This is a genomic window from Pedobacter steynii (genome assembly GCF_001721645.1).
GTDB lineage: Bacteria > Bacteroidota > Bacteroidia > Sphingobacteriales > Sphingobacteriaceae > Pedobacter > Pedobacter steynii_A.
Map to the genome: position 1 here is coordinate 470,168 of NZ_CP017141.1, position 18,148 is coordinate 488,315.

An 18,148-nucleotide genomic window follows, 5' to 3' on the forward strand; every position below is an offset into this window, starting at 1 on the left:
TCGAATCTTTAAAAGAAAGATTTACAGGACTGAAAGAACATTTTTTTTAACATTACTCTTCTTAGAAGTAGCCCATCCGGGTTGCCCAGAAAGGAAAAAATTGTCCCTCCCTCATAAAGTCGTTAAAGTAAGTTTCATCCAGCAACACCTCTGCTCCGTATGTTTTCAGAATTACGCTGAAGATACTTTGGTCATGCCGATGAGCAATAAATCCAGGGTCTCTTTCCCCTAATCATTAATCATACAACCTGCATCACAATAAATCAGAATATCGTCTTCCTTAAGCGCATCAAGGGCTCTCTTAATAAAATAAGGTTTCCAGATCATATACCCCCCTCCTCTCGGGAATTGAAGTATCTCTTGAAATCCCGCAGCAAATTCCCCGTCTATATCCTCTCGTGTAAATATGGTTACTTCGTCAAAAAATGAAGAGAATAACGCTGACTCCTTAAAAAACTCTCTTTGCACTTTATACATCACATCCCCATAGCTGATCAAATGTATCTTCATAACTAGCGTTTCAAGTTGGTTTTATTCAAGTTACAAAGAATTTGATTTCTTGGTTTCAAACACATTTTTTTGGGACAATTACCCCTGTTAGAGACATGAAATCTTCATTAAATTACGTTATAAAACTTCTTCAATGAGTATAAAATCATGAAAACAAAATATGAATATCCGTTAATTTCCTGTATCTGTATTACACACAACTGTCCAGAGTTGTTGCTCAAATCCATTATCAGCTTTGAACATCAGGATTATCCAAACAAAGAACTGGTAATCTCCTACCCCAGTACAGATGAAACCAGCAGAAATCTGATAGAAAAAGTTATCAGGCTGTCGCAATTAAACATTATACAAGTGGAACGAGAGAAAGAAGAAAGTTTAGGAAGCGCAAGAAATCTTGCTGTTACAAATGCAAACGGAAACTATATATGCACCTGGGACGATGACGACTGGCACCATCCGGAACGACTTACTTATCAGATGAACACCATTTTAAGCGATCAACAATACAAAGCCAGTATGATCAGAAGAGTAATATTGTACAATAAGGCGACAAGCATAGCTTACCTTTCTGTTTCTTATAACTGGAGTGGAACTCTTTTATGCGAAAAAGAACTGATAAACAGCATCCTTACCAAGCCACTAACCGTCTTGAAGACACTCCATTAATCCTATTTCTTGAATCTGAAAAATGTCTGTATCATATTGAAGATATTTATGAACTCTATATTTATATAAACCACGGGACTAATTTATTGGATCCTATTCATTTCAGATATTTCACGAGAAATGGCCCAAAGTTCAGTCCGGAAATCACAAAAGATATAGAGAATACCATCGGGGCCTCATTTGAAATAAAATAACCGATGTGCTCTAAACACACCGGTTATTTTCAAACTGGATATATTATGATAATTTACTTCTTTTGTTCGATCTCCCTTTCTATTTCAAGCACATCGACCTGATCTGATTGAGAAAAATCACCGATTAAATACTTATTGAAGTGATCAGCCAATTTCCAGAAAGTATACTCGGTTAAATCACCAAAGCCATGACGTTGTCCGGGAACGATTACAAACTCAAACCTTTTTCCCGCTTTCATCAAGGCATTGGCAACCCTTATGGTATTTGCCGGGTGTACGTTATTGTCAATATCGCCAGTCATCAGCATTAGATGCCCCTTCAGATTTTTAGCCAAATCAGGGTTTTTATCAATACTGTATTTAAATGTAGTATCACCTTTTGCAGAGATGATTTCCTTCACTCCATGATGTTTCTCGCTCCACCAGCGGTTATAAATGCTGTTGTCATGGTTACCCGCATTCGATACTGCTGCTTTAAAGAAATCAGGATAAACCAGCATCGCAGCAGTAGACATAAATCCACCCCCTGAATGCCCTGTAATCCCAACTCTACCTACATCGATAAAAGAGTTTTTATCTGCCAACTGCTCGACTGCAGCCTTTTTATCCGCCAACCCATAATCGCGCAGGTTTCCATAGCCAAAAGTATGGTACCATTTTGACCTTGCAGGATTACCTCCGCGATTACCTACAGTGATTACAATGTAGCCAAACTGCGCCAAACGTTCAGTTCGGTCCATACTCTTGCTGAAGGCCTTATTTACCGCTTCTGTTTGAGGTCCCGGATAAACATACTCTATAATTGGATATTTCTTGCCAGGATCAAAATCGAATGGTTTGTACATTACCCCATAAATATCTGTAATCCCATCGTCAGCTTTTACCTTAAACGGCTCTGGGAATTTATAACCTGTAGCCATTAACAAGGAGAGATCTGTTGTCTCCAGATTCATGATTACTCTTCCATTGTTGTCCATAACCACCGATTTAGGCGCAGTATTAACTCTGGAAAAGTTGTCTACAAAGAATTTGGCTTCATCATTCATACTGATTGAATGGTCAAAATCCCCGGGATTTAGTAATTTCATTCCGGAACCATCAAAATTGATGCGATACAAATGCACATAGTAGGGATCTTCTTTACTTTCTTTGCCGTTGGCGGTAAAATAAAGCACCCTATTTTTCTGATCTATATTAACAATCTCTTCACAATGAAAAGCACCTTGGGTAATTTGATTTTTCAGTTTTCCTGCAGCATCGAACAAGTAAAAATGGCCCCATCCATCGCGTTCCGACCAGTGGATGATTTCCTTACCATCATTAACCAATCCGGGACGGTTTACTTCCACATAAGTATTGAAGCGTTCGTCAATCAGCGAGTTCACTACTCCACTATGAATATCTACAGTACAAATATCTACCCTTTTCAGGTCTCTGCTGGTTCTTGAGAAATAGATTTTACTATTATTTCCCAACCAGATGGAAGGTCTGAATTCATTATCTCTATCCTTATTTAATGAAGGGGCTCCCCAGGCAGAAACGCTTTGATCTTTAAAAGCAGCGGTATTTAGCTTTTTATAAGTTTTAGCAGCAAAATCGAATAATAACATTTCATCTATCGGTGCTTCCGGCTCGCCGGGCATCTGGTACTTGTAAGTTTCCAGTGTAGGTCTCCCAGCGCTAATATTATTGATTACCCAGAGGTCTTTTACTTTACGGCTATCAGATCTATTTAGTACAAAATATTTAGAGTTTGGCGACCATAACACATAGGCTCTTCTTCTTTTTTTATTGTTTTTTTCATTTTCCTCATTGTTCTCGCCATCACCATTGCTACCGTATGAATAGAATTTCAGTCCATCTTTTGTTAGTTGATTTTCAACAATAGTACTATCGTCTTCATTCTTAACCGCCTTTTTATAATTTTCCTTATCCATCCAATACAGGTTATAATTCCTGGTAAAGATAATTGCTGAGGAATCCGGAGCTACAGAGCCCCAATTCGGTTTTGCCTTAGGCTTAGCATAGTTTGAGACTTCAGTTAATTTTGCCCCGGCCAGCACATAATTGAAGAAATAGATTTTTTTCTGCATAGAATCGGCAGCTTTTTTATCCTTTCTATCCTTCTTAAGTTCATCAACAGAACTCTTCACTTCAAAGGTCACTGCTTTTTCATCACTAGAGAATTTCAGGTTTTCTAAAGGCAGATGTTGCGCATCAAAAGGATCACGAATAATTGTGGTAATTTCTGCCGCTAGTTTTGCATTATCAAAGATTTTCTTTTTGGTTTTCGCTGAAGGGTCGACCAAATACCATTCTTTTCCTGACGGGGTTTCATATTCATACCAAAAACGATTGCTCAATTTCAGCCAATGTGGATCTACTGCGGTGGAATAGACCATTTTCTTAATCTTTGCAGGTGAGAATCTCGAAGCCAACTGGTAATTGGCTTTCGGAGCAGCTACTGTGGACTCTGTAATGGTAAAAGTTTTCTTTTGTGCCATGGCACTATACCCCATACAAAGCGACAATAAAAGTGGTGTGTAAAGTTTCTTCATTTGTGCTTTTTAATAAACCGTCTAAATTATTGATTACAGACGGAATAGATACTCCCTTCTTTGTAATAAATGCGATAGTTTACCTATCATTTCAATTTACGTACACGCATTTCAAAAACATCGGAAAAACATTTACGTATGAGGCTTTACAAATTTTAATTTTATGAGTAAATCAGGATTGATTTTTTAGTTTTGTACCAAATACTTATTTATGAAATATTCCTTCTTACCTCTTTTCGCTGCGGCAGTAATTTTTACTGCAGGATGCCAGTCAAAATCACAAAGCAACAGCACTGATAAAAACACTAAAGATTCCCTGACAGCAACAACGGATGGAGGAAATACACTCCCTACTGAAGAAACTCAAGCTGCGACCGGCGATATCTCTAAAATGAAAGTTGCAGACGCTAAAACCATTCTTGCACGTAAGCAGGTCCCTATTCTATGTTATCATCAGGTTCGTGACTGGAGACCAAAAGACTCTAAGGGGGCAAAGGATTATATCATCCCTATTGCGACTTTCAAGGATCATATGAAAATGCTGGCAGATAGTGGCTACCACACGATTCTTCCTGATCAGCTTTACGACTATTTAAATAATGGAACTCAATTGCCAAGCAAGCCGATCATGCTCACCTTTGATGATACTGATCTTGATCAGTTCACGATCGCTGCTCCTGAAATGAAAAAGTATGGATTTAAAGGTGTATTTTTTGTAATGACTGTTTCTATTGGCAGACCTAACTATATGAGTAAAGATCAGATTAAAGCACTTTCTGACATGGGCCATGTAATTGGTTCGCATACCTGGGATCACCATAATGTTAAGAAATACCAGGGACAGGATTGGGTAACTCAAATTGAGAAACCAACTAAAACGTTAGAAGAAATCACCGGAAAGGACATCCATCATTTCGCTTATCCTTTTGGATTGTGGAATCCTGAAGCTATTCCTGAACTTAAAAAAAGAGGGATGAAGTCGGCCTTTATCCTGGCCACCAAACGTGATGAAAATGATCCTTTATTTACAATCAGAAGAATTATTGCCAGCGGTTACTGGAGCTCTAAAACATTAAGTAACAGCATAAAAAACAGCTTTTAAGCTGAACGCTAACTACTGAAAAAATCACCATGAAAAATACCTTATTAAAAATAACTACTTTCTCGGCATTAGCCCTTTCTTCTTGTATCGGCAATAGCCAGGCAGGTAAAGAAAACACAGTTACCGGAACGGCTGCGGTAAAGGCCGTCAATACGGACAGCCTGAGCAATAAGGCTGCTACTGCATCAGAAATCATTGCAAAAAAGGAAGTTCCTGTACTTTGTTACCACCAAATCAGGGATTGGAAGGCCAGTGATTCCAAACGTGCTCATGATGACATCATTCCACCCGCAAATTTTAGTCAGCATATAAAAATGCTGGCCGATAGTGGTTATCATACTATTTTACCAGATGAATTGTATGATTATCTGAATTATGGGAAGAAGCTTCCTGAAAAACCAATTATGATCACTTTTGATGATACTGATCTTGATCAGTATACGGTAGGTGCTAAAGAATTAAAGAAACATGGTTTTAAAGGAGTATTTTTCATTATGACGGTTTCCATTGGCCGACCACGTTACATGAGTAAAGCTCAGATTAAGGAACTTTCTGACGATGGGCATATAATCGCCAGTCATACCTGGAATCACAAAAACTTTGCTCAGTTCACAGAAGAAGACTGGGAAATTCAGATTGACAAGCCGACAAAAACGCTGGAGGCCATTACCGGAAAAAAGGTGGAGTATTTTGCTTATCCTTATGGTGTTTCCAAAGCAGAGAACCTGCACAAATTGAAAGAACACGGTTTTAAAGCTGCGTTTATCTTATCTACGAAACGTGATCCGAACTATCCTTTGTTTACCATCCGCCGTATTATAGATCCCGGAACTTATACTGCCCGAAATCTATACAACAGCATCAACAAAAGTTTTAAATAATATCTTTGAGGAGATAATCTTTGCCATTAAAGGCAAAGGTATCTCCTTTCTGCTTTCCTATCAGTAGCTTGCCAATTGGCGAAACTGAAGAAATAGCAAAAATACTTTCTCCTTCCAGTTGCAATTGTCCCGCACTAATACTGATATAAAATATCCCCTGCGAAGTATAAGCCAGATTACCATTCCTCACCCTTTCATTTCCCGATGTATCTTTAATGGAGTTCAAAAGCTGCAGATTTTGCTGCGCGTCCATCAATAGGCTTTTGTTCCTGGTGATATCCTGCTGCATCATTTCCCTTGTGGTTTCAAATTTATCACCGGCACTACTTTTGGTATCATCATTACTGGCTTCACGTGCCTGCTCCAATGCCGTTTCTGCAGTCTGTATCCTCTGTTCTATAAAGCCCAGACAAAGGAGGTATAACTTCTCTTTAATGTTCTGCATAAATTATGATTCTACCCATCTGACTTTATCTTCAATCGGAGTTCTCCTGGCCGCTCTTGGCACCTCATCATGGTATCCCATATAGAAAAGACCGAAACACTTTTCCTGATCATTAAGATTTAAAAATCTGTTCAGATCAGCAATCATCGCAGGTGAGCTCCAATAAGCACCAATATTTAAGGCTTCAGCAGTAAGGGCCATGTTCTGAACCGCACAAGCTAATGCTGCCAGCTCTTCCCATTCCGGGATTTTATCAGTATGTAATTCGGCATTTAATGTAATGATGCAGTTTGCCTGTGCCGCTTTCTCTAAAATACTATCGTATTTTTTTTGCAGGAACTGATGCTCCGGCATGGTCGCTTTATACAATCTGGCCAGCTCTGCCCCCAGTTTCATTTTGCCTTCATTTCTGAAGACCGTGAAACGCCATGGTTCTGTCAGTTTATGTGTAGGCGCATAATTTGCACTCTCCAGAATTTGTCGGATCAGCTCCACAGGTATCTCCTGTTTGGTATAACTGTCTGGGAAAATGCTGCGACGGCGCTTAATAATGCGGCTTAATATATCTATTTCTTTTTCCATCAGGCTTTTTTATATGAATAACGGCAAAAATAGTACTTATCCCTTCTTAATTGTTTGCTAAAGGTCATTGTTTTATACATTGACTTTTTTAAGGGCTTTTTTGATCTGTTTTGCTCTTCCAAAAAAAGCAACAGTTTCCAGATCTTCCAGGTAAGCTATGGTTTCCAACAGTTCTTCTTTGATCCAGGTATAACGTGGAGCGAGGTTAGCTAATACCTGCATGGCATGCACCTTAGTGGCAACTAACACTTTTTCATCAATCAGCCAGCTAAACATGATGTCCACAATAGGTTCCAAATTAGTATTCTCAAGCTGTCCTTGTTTTAATCCTGTTGCCTTTTTACTGGTTAAATAGGCTAAAATTTTCCCATAATGACGCATGCAGCTCTGATTTTTCTGGGCTGCAAAACGACTCAGCAGATCGTCCAGGTGATCTCCGGCACAATGGTAGTTCATGAAGATATACTCCAGTGTCCAGGCGGCCCTGAACGCAACTTCTTTCTTTGGATGAAAGGTTAGATCAATCAAATCTTTAATCTGAAAGTACTGTTCAGAGTTTTCTATTGAAAATTTATTGTCCGCAATTCCAGTAAGGATTTCGACCATTCTTGCCTCCATGGAAGCATTCAATCTGGCTGTTAATTCGTCGCGTGTCACGTCATTCAAATTTAAAGATCAAAACTAATAAATCCTCAGTCAAATCATTTTATAAATTATAACTACCTTTGCGGCTTATTTTTCAGCATTATGATTTCAGTTTCTAACTTATCCCTTCGTTACGGGAAACGTACCTTATTTGAAGATGTGAACTTAAAATTCACTCATGGCAATTGCTATGGTGTAATTGGAGCAAACGGCGCAGGTAAATCAACCTTCCTAAAGATTCTTTCCGGCGAAGTAAACCAGACTTCTGGTAGTGTAGCTTTTACTCCCGGTGAACGTATGGCGGTTCTAAAACAAAACCATTATGAGTTTGATGAGTTTACGGTAATTGAAACAGTCATGATGGGTCACAAGGAATTGTACGAAATCATGAAGGAAAAAGATGCCATTTATCTAAAAGAAGATTTTACAGATAAAGATGGTGAACGTGCGGGTGAGCTGGAAAACAGATTTGCAGAAATGGACGGCTGGAACATGGAAAGCAATGCGGCCACCATGCTGAGCAATTTAGGAATCAAAGAAGAACACCATTATAAGCAATTAAAAGAGTTGGATGGTAACCAGAAAGTACGTGTATTATTGGCACAGGCTTTATTTGGTAACCCGGACATTCTTTTGCTGGATGAGCCTACCAACGACCTGGACATTGATACCATTGCCTGGTTAGAAAACTTCCTGGCTGACTATCAAAGCATTGTATTGGTGGTATCTCACGATAGACACTTTTTAGATGCAGTATGTACACATATCGTTGATATCGACTTCAGTAAAATGAGTATCTACTCGGGTAACTATACCTTCTGGTATGAGTCAAGCCAGCTTGCCTTGAAACAACGCAGCGACCAGAATAAAAAACTGGAAGAGAAAGTTAAGGAACTACAGGAATTTATTCAGCGTTTTAGTGCGAATGCATCGAAATCTAAACAAGCTACTTCGCGTAAGAAAGCTTTGGATAAAATCGATATTTCTGAGATTAAAGCTTCCAGCAGAAAATACCCTGCAATATTGTTCAACAATTTGGGCAGAGAAGCAGGAGACCAGATTTTACAGGTAGAGAATTTATCAAATACTTCCAATGGAGAGGTGATGTTTAAAAACGTTAGCTTCATGGTGAATAAAGGCGATAAAATTGCCATTCTTTCTCAGAATAGCCTTGCTACGACTGCATTTTACAACGTATTAACCGGTCGTGAGAAAAACTATACCGGAGAATTTAAATTCGGAGTAACCATTAATGTAGCTGATATCCCGAACGACAATACGCCTTATTTTGAAGGTAAGGACGAGAACCTGGTAGATTGGCTGCGCGAATATTCTGGTACTGATCAGGATGAACAATTTGTCAGAAGTTTCTTAGGCAGAATGTTGTTCTCCGGTGAAGAAGTATTGAAAAACGTGAAAGTTTTATCCGGTGGTGAGAAGATGCGTTGTATGTTTTCTCAAATGATGCTAAGACATGCAAATCTCTTATTATTTGATGAGCCAACGAATCACCTGGATCTAGAGTCGATCACTGCTTTAAACAACGGACTGAAGGACTTCAAAGGAACAGCATTGTTTACTTCCCGAGATCATGCCTTAACGGAATCTGTAGCCACCAGGATTATTGAATTGACTCCTAAAGGCGCAATTGATAAGATGATGAGCTATGATGAATACATAACAAGTGAAGATGTGGCTCAGTTAAGAGCAGAAATGTATAAATAGGCCATAGGCTTATGAAAACAAACAAAGGGGCACTCCCCCTTTGTTTGTTTTGTCCTTAATCCCCTTTCACCAGGTCTTTGATCAAACTGTAGAGATTTCGCTGCTGAAAATACCGATCCTTATTGCTGTCCAGGTTTTGTTTCGGAGCAGGCATCTTAATGATTTCCCGGATATCGTCAATAATCGTATGGCTATCCAGGTTGATGGTATGGAAGTATTTGTCATTATAAACCTGTGATAAATTCGGAGCACCGCAATAGATAGGAATGACATCACATAATACGCAATCAACAAATTTTTCAGTAATGTAGTTCTTCTCATTAGAATTCTCAATAGCGATAGAATACTCATAAGGTAACAAGCCTGTATATTTAAACTCTATCCCTCCTTTATATCTTTCATCAGAAATATTGAATCCCCTGCCAAAGATGTCAATATCCAGATCGGAGGCCAATATTTTACGCAATAAACGCAGTCGTTTTCCATAGTTACCAACATCCATGCTCAGTGCAGAAACAATCATCGATAATCTCTTTGTTTTTTGAACGACTTTCGTATCCATAAATAGAGATTTATCTATGTGATCATGGTAGAACATGTAAGAAGGGCATTCAAACACCTTTTTCCCAAGTTCAATCTGATAGGTATTTTCAAATAACTGAGCATCATGAATGATCAAATAATCACTTTGTGTCAGAAAGCGATTGTTCCAATGGACAGGGCTCCATGATGGCTCCTGAATCACGGTGATCACTTTTGCCTGAGTCCTTAACTGCTCATTAGTTCTGTTAAAGACAACTGCAAAATCATAATCATCATCAATAGTAAAGATGATCCCGTCATCATAGATATGATAATTTGCCTTAAACCTTTTTAAAAGATCAGCTGACTTGTCATAGTTTGCAAAAAATTTGACTTTCATAGGAATGGAATTATATGTTCTGTCTTCGAAAATAAAGACTAAAAAACACGTAACTGCATCCTTCCGGTTTTTGGGACATTTGGCCCTATCCGGAAGATTCTTCTATGAGTAATTTAGATCCTGTTATAAATAGAAACCTTAAACTCATTAAAAAATCACTCCCTCTAATTTCCTGTATATGCATTACCAGTAACCGATCTACTTTACTTCAAAGGGCACTGGCCTGTTTTGAAAGGCAGGATTACCCAATGAGAGAACTAGTAATTTCTTATCCTGAGGATGATTTCCTGACCAAAAGAGTAGTCGAACAGATCGAAGAACTTTCAACTATAAAAATGGTCAGAATTGAACGTAAAACAGACGAAAAATTAGGTCAGGCGAGAAACAATGCTATTTCAGCGGCAAACGGAGAATTTATCTGCATCTGCTATTACTCATTAACAGGCGATTGGGGGTATGCTCCCTATTTTATTCCTAATCCAGATATTTATAATCAATCTTAAATTTAGCATCAGAAAAACCAATAACCACCTCTATAGGATCATTTAATGGAAAGGAATTTTCATCAAGAAATAAAAAACTATATAAGCTGATCAATCTTCCATTTCCTTCAATGATAGTATAAGGTCCGTCAATTCCCTGAGCGAGAACAATCATCCCGGATAATTGCACACTTTTAGGATCAGATTTAAAAGCCTCACTAATCGCAGAGATTCTAGGATTCAGCAACGGTTTTTGCTGAGTAATTTTAGCAGCATAAGACACCTTATAGGTATTATTAGTAATCTGGGCAAGATCAAATACCGGAAGGGTATACAATTGATCAAATTCAGACTTTTTCAGCTCCAGCCTGGCTAAATACCAAACTACATCAGATGGCAGGCAGTCTACAAGCGATAGGTGATGCATTTTCAATGACCTCTTAATTCCCTTTCCTTCCATTATAGGGTCCTTTGAATAAAGTAATCTCAACGTTTCCTGAGCAGGGGCTTCATTTATAGAATTTAAATATTCAACATGAACTTCTGCTATTGCCCAGCGCCTTAGCATCTCATGCTTTTTGATTTTCTGAATCAGCTTCATAAGTTCTCCATTTGTAATACCGCGTTAAATTTTTGATAGGAGATCAAGTTATTAAAAAACTAAATCAGTTGAACAACCGGAACCATTTTGAGTCATTTGACCCTATTACGGCGATCAGTTTACCTGTAATTTAGATCAATTCCCTAATTAAAAATATCCAGACATGAATTGTAGTAACCCATTAATTTCCTGCATTTGTATTACAAGTAACCGCCCGATTACGCTTCAAAGAGCATTAGCTTGTTTTCAAAGACAGGATTATCCAAATACAGAACTCGTTATTTCTTATCCGGAGGATGACCTGTTAACAAAAGCAGTTATTGATCAAATCGAAAGCAGCTCAATCATCAGGCTGATCCGGATAATACATCCAAAAGAAGAACAACTGATGCTCACAAAAAACACTGCAATCAATGCTGCAGGGGGAGATTTTATATGTATCTGGAATAGCGATCACTGGCATCATGTAAACCGAATTTCTGACCAATACCGGGTATTAAAAAACAGCCCTTTTCGATCAAGTACATTGATGCATATCCTGCTCTTCGATTTCAAAAATCAACAAACCTTCTACTCTGCGTACCGAAATTGGGAAGAAACACTACTATGTGAAAAACAAATCCTGCTTCAGGCGATCTATATGGATATCGAAAGAACAAATGACCATCCCGTTCTTCATTTTTTATCTGCAAAAAATCTGTTGTACCATATTTCTGAATCCCCACACCTCTATATCTATGTTTATTATCATCATAACCGTTTTGATGAAGCACATTATCAAAATTGCTTTTTCCAAAGTGTCCTTTTGGAAGACATCAATGAAACTGTACAGGACGTAGTTAATATGGACTATTATTTGTTGGGTGGATTAAAATCACAATCTCGTTTTTGGGACATTTGACCCTATTTGAACCACGTCGTTTTATCTAATTTTATTTTGTAAACCAACAACAAATATTATGGCTAAATCATGGTACGTTTATATGGGGGCAGGCGACCCGACCTTATTTTCAAGTTATAGAAGACTAACCGTCAAACACACTTGTCTTTGTGGCAATCAGATTTGTGCAATTTACGCCAAAGGGGAAGATACTCTTCCTGAAGGCCCTCTTTCAATAAATCTACAACAATACATCAAAGCAGCTCTTGCTACCGGAGCACTTCAACCAGAACGCCCGGCCGGCACAAAAAAATATGTTTATCTAAGATCTGTATTACCCTAACCTCTCTGTTATGCAACCATCCTATCCCCTAATTTCCTGTATCTGTATTACAAACAACAGGCCTGAACTCCTCCAAAAAGCAATCAACTGTTTTAAATCACAGAATTACCTGAATAAAGAATTAGTTGTCTCCTTCCCAAACACCGATACATCTACAAGAGAACTACTTAATCAATCCCAGAATAATGATGTCCAGATCTTTCCGATCGAAAGAGAAGAAGAAGAGTCGTTGGGAAATGCAAGAAATCAAGCCATAAAAAAATGCCATGGTGATTATGTCTGCATCTGGGATGACGACGACTGGTATCATCCCAGTCGGATCTCCTACCAATATAATAGCATTCAGAACAAAGGAGAGGGTTACCAGGCAAGTGTTCTGAGCCGGATATTACTATACGACACTACAAAAAAAGAGGCTTACTATTCTTTTCCATACACCTGGGAAGGCACTATATTGTGCAGAAAAGTTATTCTTCTACAAAATCAATATACCAATAGCAACAAAGGGGAAGATTCCCATGTGATCAGGTTCCTCTCCTCAAAAAAACAGTTACTCAGATTAGAGGAAGCCCCCTTTCTTTACATTTATATCTACCACGGTAAGAATACCTGGGAGTACCGGCATTTTGAATTCTTTTTATCAAGAAGTGAGCTTTTGAAAGGAGAAGATAAAGATCAGGTTATTGGTTATCTGGACTAGCTTCCTACGATTTAATCCGTATTGAATATCCCCTTTTTTGAGACATTTGACCCTATTTCCCCCTCTCCATTTTCTCTAATTTTAAAGATAAAACTTAATCATTATGAACCAACCTCTTGTAAGCTGTATCATGCCTACCGCCAACAGGCAAAAATATATCCCATTTGCTGTTAAGTATTTTTTAGAACAGGATTACCCCAATGCAGAGCTTGTCATCATTGATGATGGCATTACACCTGCCTATTCTATAGTTCCTGTTCACCCTAAGATCCGCTATTTTTACTCAGAACCCCTGGGAACAATTGGGGTAAAGAGAAATCATGCCTGTGAGAAAGCCCAGGGTGAAATCATTATGCATTGGGACGACGACGACTGGTATGCCAGAGACTGGATCAGTAAACAAGTTGATGCTTTATCTACTTCCGGAGCCGACATTACCGGATTGAACAGGGTTGTCTTTTACTCACCATCCATTGAAAAACACTGGATGTACGAAGATAAAGACCTGGAAAAACCCTGGATATGCGGTGCCACAATGGCCTATAAAAAATCTTTCTGGCAAGAGCATCCATTTATAGATATTCAGGTAGGTGAAGATTATGACTTTGTATGGAATACCAATGCAAAGACATTTGCCCTGGATTACTTAGATGGCTTTATCGCGATCCTACATGCACACAATACCAGCATTAAACCAGTTGAGGACATCAAACATAAAAAGACAGGAATGGTCTGGAAACAACCTGCACAAAATGAGGAATCATGAAAATACCATATGTTTCCTGCATCATGCCTACTGCCAACAGACCAAAATTCATTCCTTTGGCTATAGGCTACTTTTTAGGTCAGGATTATCAAAATGCAGAACTCATCATTATCGATGACGGTCAGGATCCAGTGGTTAAATTGGTCCCGAAACACCATCGGATCAGGTATTTTCACAGGGAGACCGTCAGTACTATTGGCATGAAACGAAATTATGCTTGCGAGGCAGCAAAGGGTGAAATCATAATGCACTGGGATGACGATGACTGGTATGCACACGATTGGATCAGCAGACAGCTTTCTGCTTTGGAGTCTTCTGGTGCCGACCTTTGCGGACTAAACACCATTACCTTTTTCTCTCCATTGGTTCAGAAATTCTGGCGTTACGCTGATCCGGATAATCAACGCCCATGGCTATCCGGTGCAACGATGGCCTATAGAAAAAATCTTTGGGAAAAATATCCTTTTAAGGATCTGCAAATTGGAGAGGACTATGATTACCTATGGAATTCAGGAGCTAAGATATATGCCCACAATTATAACGACGGATTTATCGCAATCCTCCACCCACACAATACCACACTAAAACCTTTTGAAAATCCAAAACATAAAAGACATGCCATAGAATGGATGAATGTTCCGTATAAGGGGAAAGCCGAAAACCCTGAACAGAGTAGGCCAGATAATTAAAATATAATGTATGCCCTGGTATCAATTCATTAACAACGACCTGGATATTTGCAACCCCGAGAGTTACAAAGTCCTGGATGAGGCCCCAGACACCTTAGATGGTCCTTATTTAGCTGCAATTTTTGCAGATGAAATACCTAATGACCCGGAAAGAAAGCCTGATCTCGAAGGTACTCCTGGTCTCTTGTTTTACATCATTCGTGCCTTGGCTAAAGGAAAAGGACAACCATCCTCTACTTTCCCTCCGGTTCCATTGGAAGTGAGAATGTCAATAACCCCGGCAAGAGGAACAGTTGAACCAAACAAAAATGAAGATTTTTAATTTTTTGGGGACATCTGACCCTAGCAAACAGGGCATATATGGTGTAATTTAGTATTCAGACAAAGGGAAATCCGAAAACCTTGAACAGAGTAGGAAAAACATTTTTTTTATTACTTTTTGATTGACAAAAGTATTTAGGATTATGGCAAATTGGTATATATATAATGGTGTTGGAGATCCCTTTTCACCCAACAGCTATAGAGTGTCAGGAGTAAAACCTGCATGCGTAAACGGTAGTTGTAAAATTTGCGCGATCTACCTTAATGAAACTGGTATGGTCCCATCAACAATCGATGACAATGTTCTGGTTTATATGGTTAATGCTTTAGCCTCACAAACATCGCAACCAGGTGGTGGAGCTAAGCGTTTTGTGTATGTAAAGAACTGTTAGTTATCAGAGAATCTATAAAAATAATTATCAATAAAGGCAATCCGAGAACCTCAAAAAGAATAGGAAAGATAAAAGTTTTTGTTGCTTTTTGATCTATAAAAGCCTCCTATATTATGGCTAATTGGTATACTTATAATGGAATTGGTGATCCAACCGCAACTTCCAGTTATCGCTTGGTTTCTGTGAAACCTACCTGTAGTGGCGCATGTAAAATCTGTGCGATCTATTTGGACGAAACTACTGTTGTGCCTAGTAGCATTGCAACTACTGTTTTGGCTTACATCTCTAATGCATTGGTTACAGGGAGTAGTCAGCCCGGTGGAGCGGCTAAACGTTTTGTTTATCTAAGGGCTTGTTGATCTTTGCACTTTTTTGAGGCCAGTTCTAGATAAAATATTTGCTATAATGGCCGGTGTTATAGCAGACAAGAGGGGGAAACCGAAAACCCTGAACAGAGTAGGTAAAAAAACAAAAGTTTTTGTTGCTTTTTGATTTACAAAAGCATCCTATATTATGGCTAATTGGTATTCCTATAACGGAGTCGGTGACCCAACCGTAACTTCCAGTTATAGATTAATGAGTGTAAAACCTACCTGTGTTACTGGTAGTGTTCGTGTTTGTGCTATCTATCTGGATGACACTACAGCTGTTCCTAGTGACATTGAAACTACCGTCTTGGCCTATATTGCCAATTCTCAGGGAACTCAAAGTTCACAACCAGGTGGCGGAGCTAAACGATTTGTTTACGTTAAAGGTTCTTAAAAACTCCTCATTTTAGTTTTTATAACTCCCGGGAAAATACCTTTCCCGGGTTTTTGTTTTTACCCGAATTTTAGCATAATTTCACCTATGCTTTCTTATAGCTCATCTACGGACTTTGAATTAACAAACCTGCTCAGGAAGGGTGACAATAATGCATTCAATGAAATCTATAAACGGTTTCAGGGATTATTATATGTATACGCTTGCAAAGTAATAAAAGACAAGGAAGAAGCGGAGGATATAGTTCAGGAAGTATTTCTCTACTTATGGGATAAAAGAGCCACAATAAACATCACATCTACCATATCCGTCTACTTATATACTGCAGTTCGTTACAAATTTTTCAATCTTCTGGACCGTAAAAAAGTACGTATTAATTATGAAGACTCTTTCCGTCAATTCCTTGAACAGGGAGAATATATTACTGATAACAATATTCGTCAAAAGGAATTCAGTAAACTTATTGAGCAGGAAATTGATGCTTTACCAGATAAAATGCGCGAAGTATTCGTACTTAGCCGAAAGCATTACCTATCCAGAAAGGAGATTGCAGAGCAATTGGGAATTTCTGAAAAAACTGTAAAAAATCAAATTAATCATGCGCTAAAGATCCTTAGAGGGAAGATTGACTTGTTTACTTTTCTTCTGTTACTATTCAATAAATAAATATTTTCTTTTCATCTGGGCCTAACAGTCATCTTAACTTACATATAGTTGTAGTTCAGACAAAATGAAAAGATATAATCCACAAGAACTTATCCATAAATACGTCAATGATACCTGCTCTGAAGAAGAGCGGGCTCTGGTGGAAAGCTGGCACCTATATGAACTGGCCAGCAGTGAATACAGACCTTCCATGGAAAACACTTCGATAGTTCATGACAGAATGTGGAACAAATTATCTTTGCATGCTAAGAAACCAAGAAAATTATGGCCAGGATTATCTATTACAGCGGCTCTTCTATTTTTAATGAGTGTTCCTGTCTTTCTTTATCTGAGCCAGCGAACGCATCCCTTATCTACTCCAAAAAACACCTCAACTCAGGATATCACTCCTGGTGGGAACAAAGCCATTCTAACCTTAGACAATGGAAAAGAAATCCTGTTACAGGGCAGTAATACCGGCTTAATAGCCATACAAAATCGTATCAATATCCATAAAGATACTGCCGGACAAGTAAGCTACAACGTTCAAGGGCATAAAAAGATGTTATCAACGATAAACAAATTGGAAACGCCCAGAGGTGGTAAATACCGGCTTTTGCTTGCCGATGGCACAAAGATCTGGTTAAATTCTGCTTCCACCCTGACCTATCCCACCACATTTGAAGGGAAAGACAGAACGGTCATATTAAGCGGTGAGGCATATTTTGAGGTCACAAAAAATAGCAACAAACCCTTTAAGGTCATTACCCGCCATCAGGAGGTAAAGGTACTGGGAACACATTTCAATATCAATGGATATCCAGATGATCCCCAAATACAGACGACCTTACTTGAAGGAAGTATTTTACTTTCTAAAGGATCAAATAATAGATTACTCAGACCTGGTCAGATGGCACTTACAAAAATTCATTCTGAAAATATTGAGATCGAACCTGCCGATACAGAGAAAAATATAGCCTGGAAAAACGATGATTTTATCTTTAACGGGGAAAATTTACCCAGCATCATGAAAACAATAGCAAGGTGGTATGATGTTGAAGTCGTTTACCAGGTGAGTCCGGATTCTACAAGATACTGGGGCGTAATTTCACGCTCTAAAAATCTATCTGAAGTATTAAAGATGCTGCAATCCAGCGGTCATATAAATTCAAAAGTACAGGGAAGGAGGGTTATTATTATGGATTAACCTATACCTTAAAGTAGATTCGAAAAATGCCGAAGGCGTTACGCACCTCCGGCATGGCTTGAATTTTATCATCAAGAAAATCAACTCAATGACGACCATCTGACACTCTTAAGCTCATAGACAAGGTTAA

21 protein-coding genes are annotated in these 18,148 nt (G+C 38.6%); 14 read left to right on the forward strand and 7 right to left on the reverse strand.

Features of this window, described 5'->3' with window-relative positions; all coding sequences use genetic code 11:
* Positions 1 to 228: 228 nt before the first annotated feature.
* Positions 229 to 510, reverse strand: a complete 282-nt coding sequence (locus BFS30_RS02020; protein WP_069377742.1) for a hypothetical protein — start codon at positions 508 to 510, stop codon at positions 229 to 231.
* Between the two features lie 147 nt (positions 511 to 657).
* Between BFS30_RS02020 and BFS30_RS02025 the strand changes: the two genes are divergently transcribed.
* Positions 658 to 1,176 (forward strand): glycosyltransferase family 2 protein, encoded by a 519-nt coding sequence (locus BFS30_RS02025; RefSeq protein WP_069377743.1) that lies wholly within the window; start codon positions 658 to 660, stop codon positions 1,174 to 1,176.
* A 247-nt stretch (positions 1,177 to 1,423) separates the two neighbouring features.
* Here BFS30_RS02025 and BFS30_RS02030 read toward each other — a convergent pair whose 3' ends face one another.
* On the reverse strand, positions 1,424 to 3,928 hold the full coding sequence (locus BFS30_RS02030; RefSeq protein ID WP_083251910.1) for a S9 family peptidase: 2,505 nt from the start codon (positions 3,926 to 3,928) through the stop codon (positions 1,424 to 1,426).
* Positions 3,929 to 4,139: 211 nt separating this feature from the next.
* Between BFS30_RS02030 and BFS30_RS02035 the strand changes: the two genes are divergently transcribed.
* Positions 4,140 to 5,030 carry a polysaccharide deacetylase family protein gene (locus BFS30_RS02035; RefSeq protein WP_069377745.1) on the forward strand — a complete coding sequence of 297 codons (891 nt, stop codon included), beginning with the start codon at positions 4,140 to 4,142 and terminating at the stop codon, positions 5,028 to 5,030.
* Between the two features lie 29 nt (positions 5,031 to 5,059).
* Positions 5,060 to 5,911, forward strand: coding sequence for a polysaccharide deacetylase family protein (locus BFS30_RS02040; RefSeq protein WP_069377746.1), 852 nt, complete (start codon positions 5,060 to 5,062; stop codon positions 5,909 to 5,911).
* On the opposite strand, the gene BFS30_RS02045 is transcribed toward BFS30_RS02040, so the two are convergent.
* The 3 genes from BFS30_RS02045 to BFS30_RS02055 all read right to left on the reverse strand — a co-directional run bounded on the left by BFS30_RS02045 (position 5,904) and on the right by BFS30_RS02055 (position 7,595).
* Complete coding sequence (locus BFS30_RS02045) at positions 5,904 to 6,356, reverse strand: 3-oxoacyl-ACP synthase (RefSeq protein ID WP_069377747.1); 453 nt, start codon at positions 6,354 to 6,356, stop codon at positions 5,904 to 5,906. The genes BFS30_RS02040 and BFS30_RS02045 overlap by 8 nt on opposite strands.
* 3 nt (positions 6,357 to 6,359) lie before the next feature.
* Positions 6,360 to 6,938 carry a nitroreductase family protein gene (locus BFS30_RS02050; RefSeq protein ID WP_069377748.1) on the reverse strand — a complete coding sequence of 193 codons (579 nt, stop codon included), beginning with the start codon at positions 6,936 to 6,938 and terminating at the stop codon, positions 6,360 to 6,362.
* 72 nt (positions 6,939 to 7,010) lie between these two features.
* Complete coding sequence (locus tag BFS30_RS02055; RefSeq protein WP_157262860.1) at positions 7,011 to 7,595, reverse strand: hypothetical protein; 585 nt, start codon at positions 7,593 to 7,595, stop codon at positions 7,011 to 7,013.
* A gap of 90 nt (positions 7,596 to 7,685) precedes the next feature.
* On the opposite strand from BFS30_RS02055, the gene BFS30_RS02060 reads away from it, so the two are divergent.
* Positions 7,686 to 9,308, forward strand: coding sequence for an ABC-F family ATP-binding cassette domain-containing protein (locus BFS30_RS02060; RefSeq protein WP_069377750.1), 1,623 nt, complete (start codon positions 7,686 to 7,688; stop codon positions 9,306 to 9,308).
* 55 nt (positions 9,309 to 9,363) lie between these two features.
* Here BFS30_RS02060 and BFS30_RS28010 read toward each other — a convergent pair whose 3' ends face one another.
* Complete coding sequence (locus tag BFS30_RS28010; RefSeq protein ID WP_069377751.1) at positions 9,364 to 10,230, reverse strand: glycosyltransferase family 10 domain-containing protein; 867 nt, start codon at positions 10,228 to 10,230, stop codon at positions 9,364 to 9,366.
* Between the two features lie 104 nt (positions 10,231 to 10,334).
* Between BFS30_RS28010 and BFS30_RS02070 the strand changes: the two genes are divergently transcribed.
* Positions 10,335 to 10,733, forward strand: a complete 399-nt coding sequence (locus tag BFS30_RS02070; protein ID WP_069377752.1) for a glycosyltransferase family A protein — start codon at positions 10,335 to 10,337, stop codon at positions 10,731 to 10,733.
* Here the strand turns inward: BFS30_RS02070 and BFS30_RS02075 are convergent.
* Positions 10,705 to 11,313 (reverse strand): hypothetical protein, encoded by a 609-nt coding sequence (locus tag BFS30_RS02075; protein WP_069377753.1) that lies wholly within the window; start codon positions 11,311 to 11,313, stop codon positions 10,705 to 10,707. The genes BFS30_RS02070 and BFS30_RS02075 overlap by 29 nt on opposite strands.
* 163 nt (positions 11,314 to 11,476) lie before the next feature.
* Between BFS30_RS02075 and BFS30_RS02080 the strand changes: the two genes are divergently transcribed.
* The 9 genes from BFS30_RS02080 (at position 11,477) to BFS30_RS02130 (ending at position 18,018) form a co-directional block, all read left to right on the forward strand.
* Entirely contained in the window at positions 11,477 to 12,214 is a 738-nt protein-coding gene (locus BFS30_RS02080) for a glycosyltransferase family A protein (RefSeq protein ID WP_069377754.1), read from the forward strand.
* A gap of 58 nt (positions 12,215 to 12,272) precedes the next feature.
* Entirely contained in the window at positions 12,273 to 12,536 is a 264-nt protein-coding gene (locus BFS30_RS02085; RefSeq protein ID WP_069377755.1) for a hypothetical protein, read from the forward strand.
* Positions 12,537 to 12,546: 10 nt separating this feature from the next.
* Positions 12,547 to 13,236 carry a glycosyltransferase family 2 protein gene (locus BFS30_RS02090; protein WP_069377756.1) on the forward strand — a complete coding sequence of 230 codons (690 nt, stop codon included), beginning with the start codon at positions 12,547 to 12,549 and terminating at the stop codon, positions 13,234 to 13,236.
* A 103-nt stretch (positions 13,237 to 13,339) separates the two neighbouring features.
* A complete protein-coding gene (locus BFS30_RS02095; protein WP_069377757.1) occupies positions 13,340 to 14,002 on the forward strand; it encodes a glycosyltransferase family 2 protein in 663 nt (220 codons plus the stop codon).
* A complete protein-coding gene (locus tag BFS30_RS02100; protein WP_069377758.1) occupies positions 13,999 to 14,691 on the forward strand; it encodes a glycosyltransferase family 2 protein in 693 nt (230 codons plus the stop codon). Before BFS30_RS02095 ends, BFS30_RS02100 begins: the two co-directional genes overlap by 4 nt.
* Positions 14,692 to 14,701: 10 nt before the next feature.
* Positions 14,702 to 15,013, forward strand: a complete 312-nt coding sequence (locus tag BFS30_RS02105) for a hypothetical protein (protein WP_069377759.1) — start codon at positions 14,702 to 14,704, stop codon at positions 15,011 to 15,013.
* Between the two features lie 504 nt (positions 15,014 to 15,517).
* Positions 15,518 to 15,763 carry a hypothetical protein gene (locus BFS30_RS02115; RefSeq protein ID WP_069377761.1) on the forward strand — a complete coding sequence of 82 codons (246 nt, stop codon included), beginning with the start codon at positions 15,518 to 15,520 and terminating at the stop codon, positions 15,761 to 15,763.
* A gap of 490 nt (positions 15,764 to 16,253) precedes the next feature.
* Entirely contained in the window at positions 16,254 to 16,832 is a 579-nt protein-coding gene (locus tag BFS30_RS02125; RefSeq protein ID WP_069377763.1) for an RNA polymerase sigma factor, read from the forward strand.
* 64 nt (positions 16,833 to 16,896) lie between these two features.
* Positions 16,897 to 18,018, forward strand: a complete 1,122-nt coding sequence (locus BFS30_RS02130; RefSeq protein WP_069377764.1) for a FecR family protein — start codon at positions 16,897 to 16,899, stop codon at positions 18,016 to 18,018.
* Positions 18,019 to 18,148: the final 130 nt, after the last annotated feature.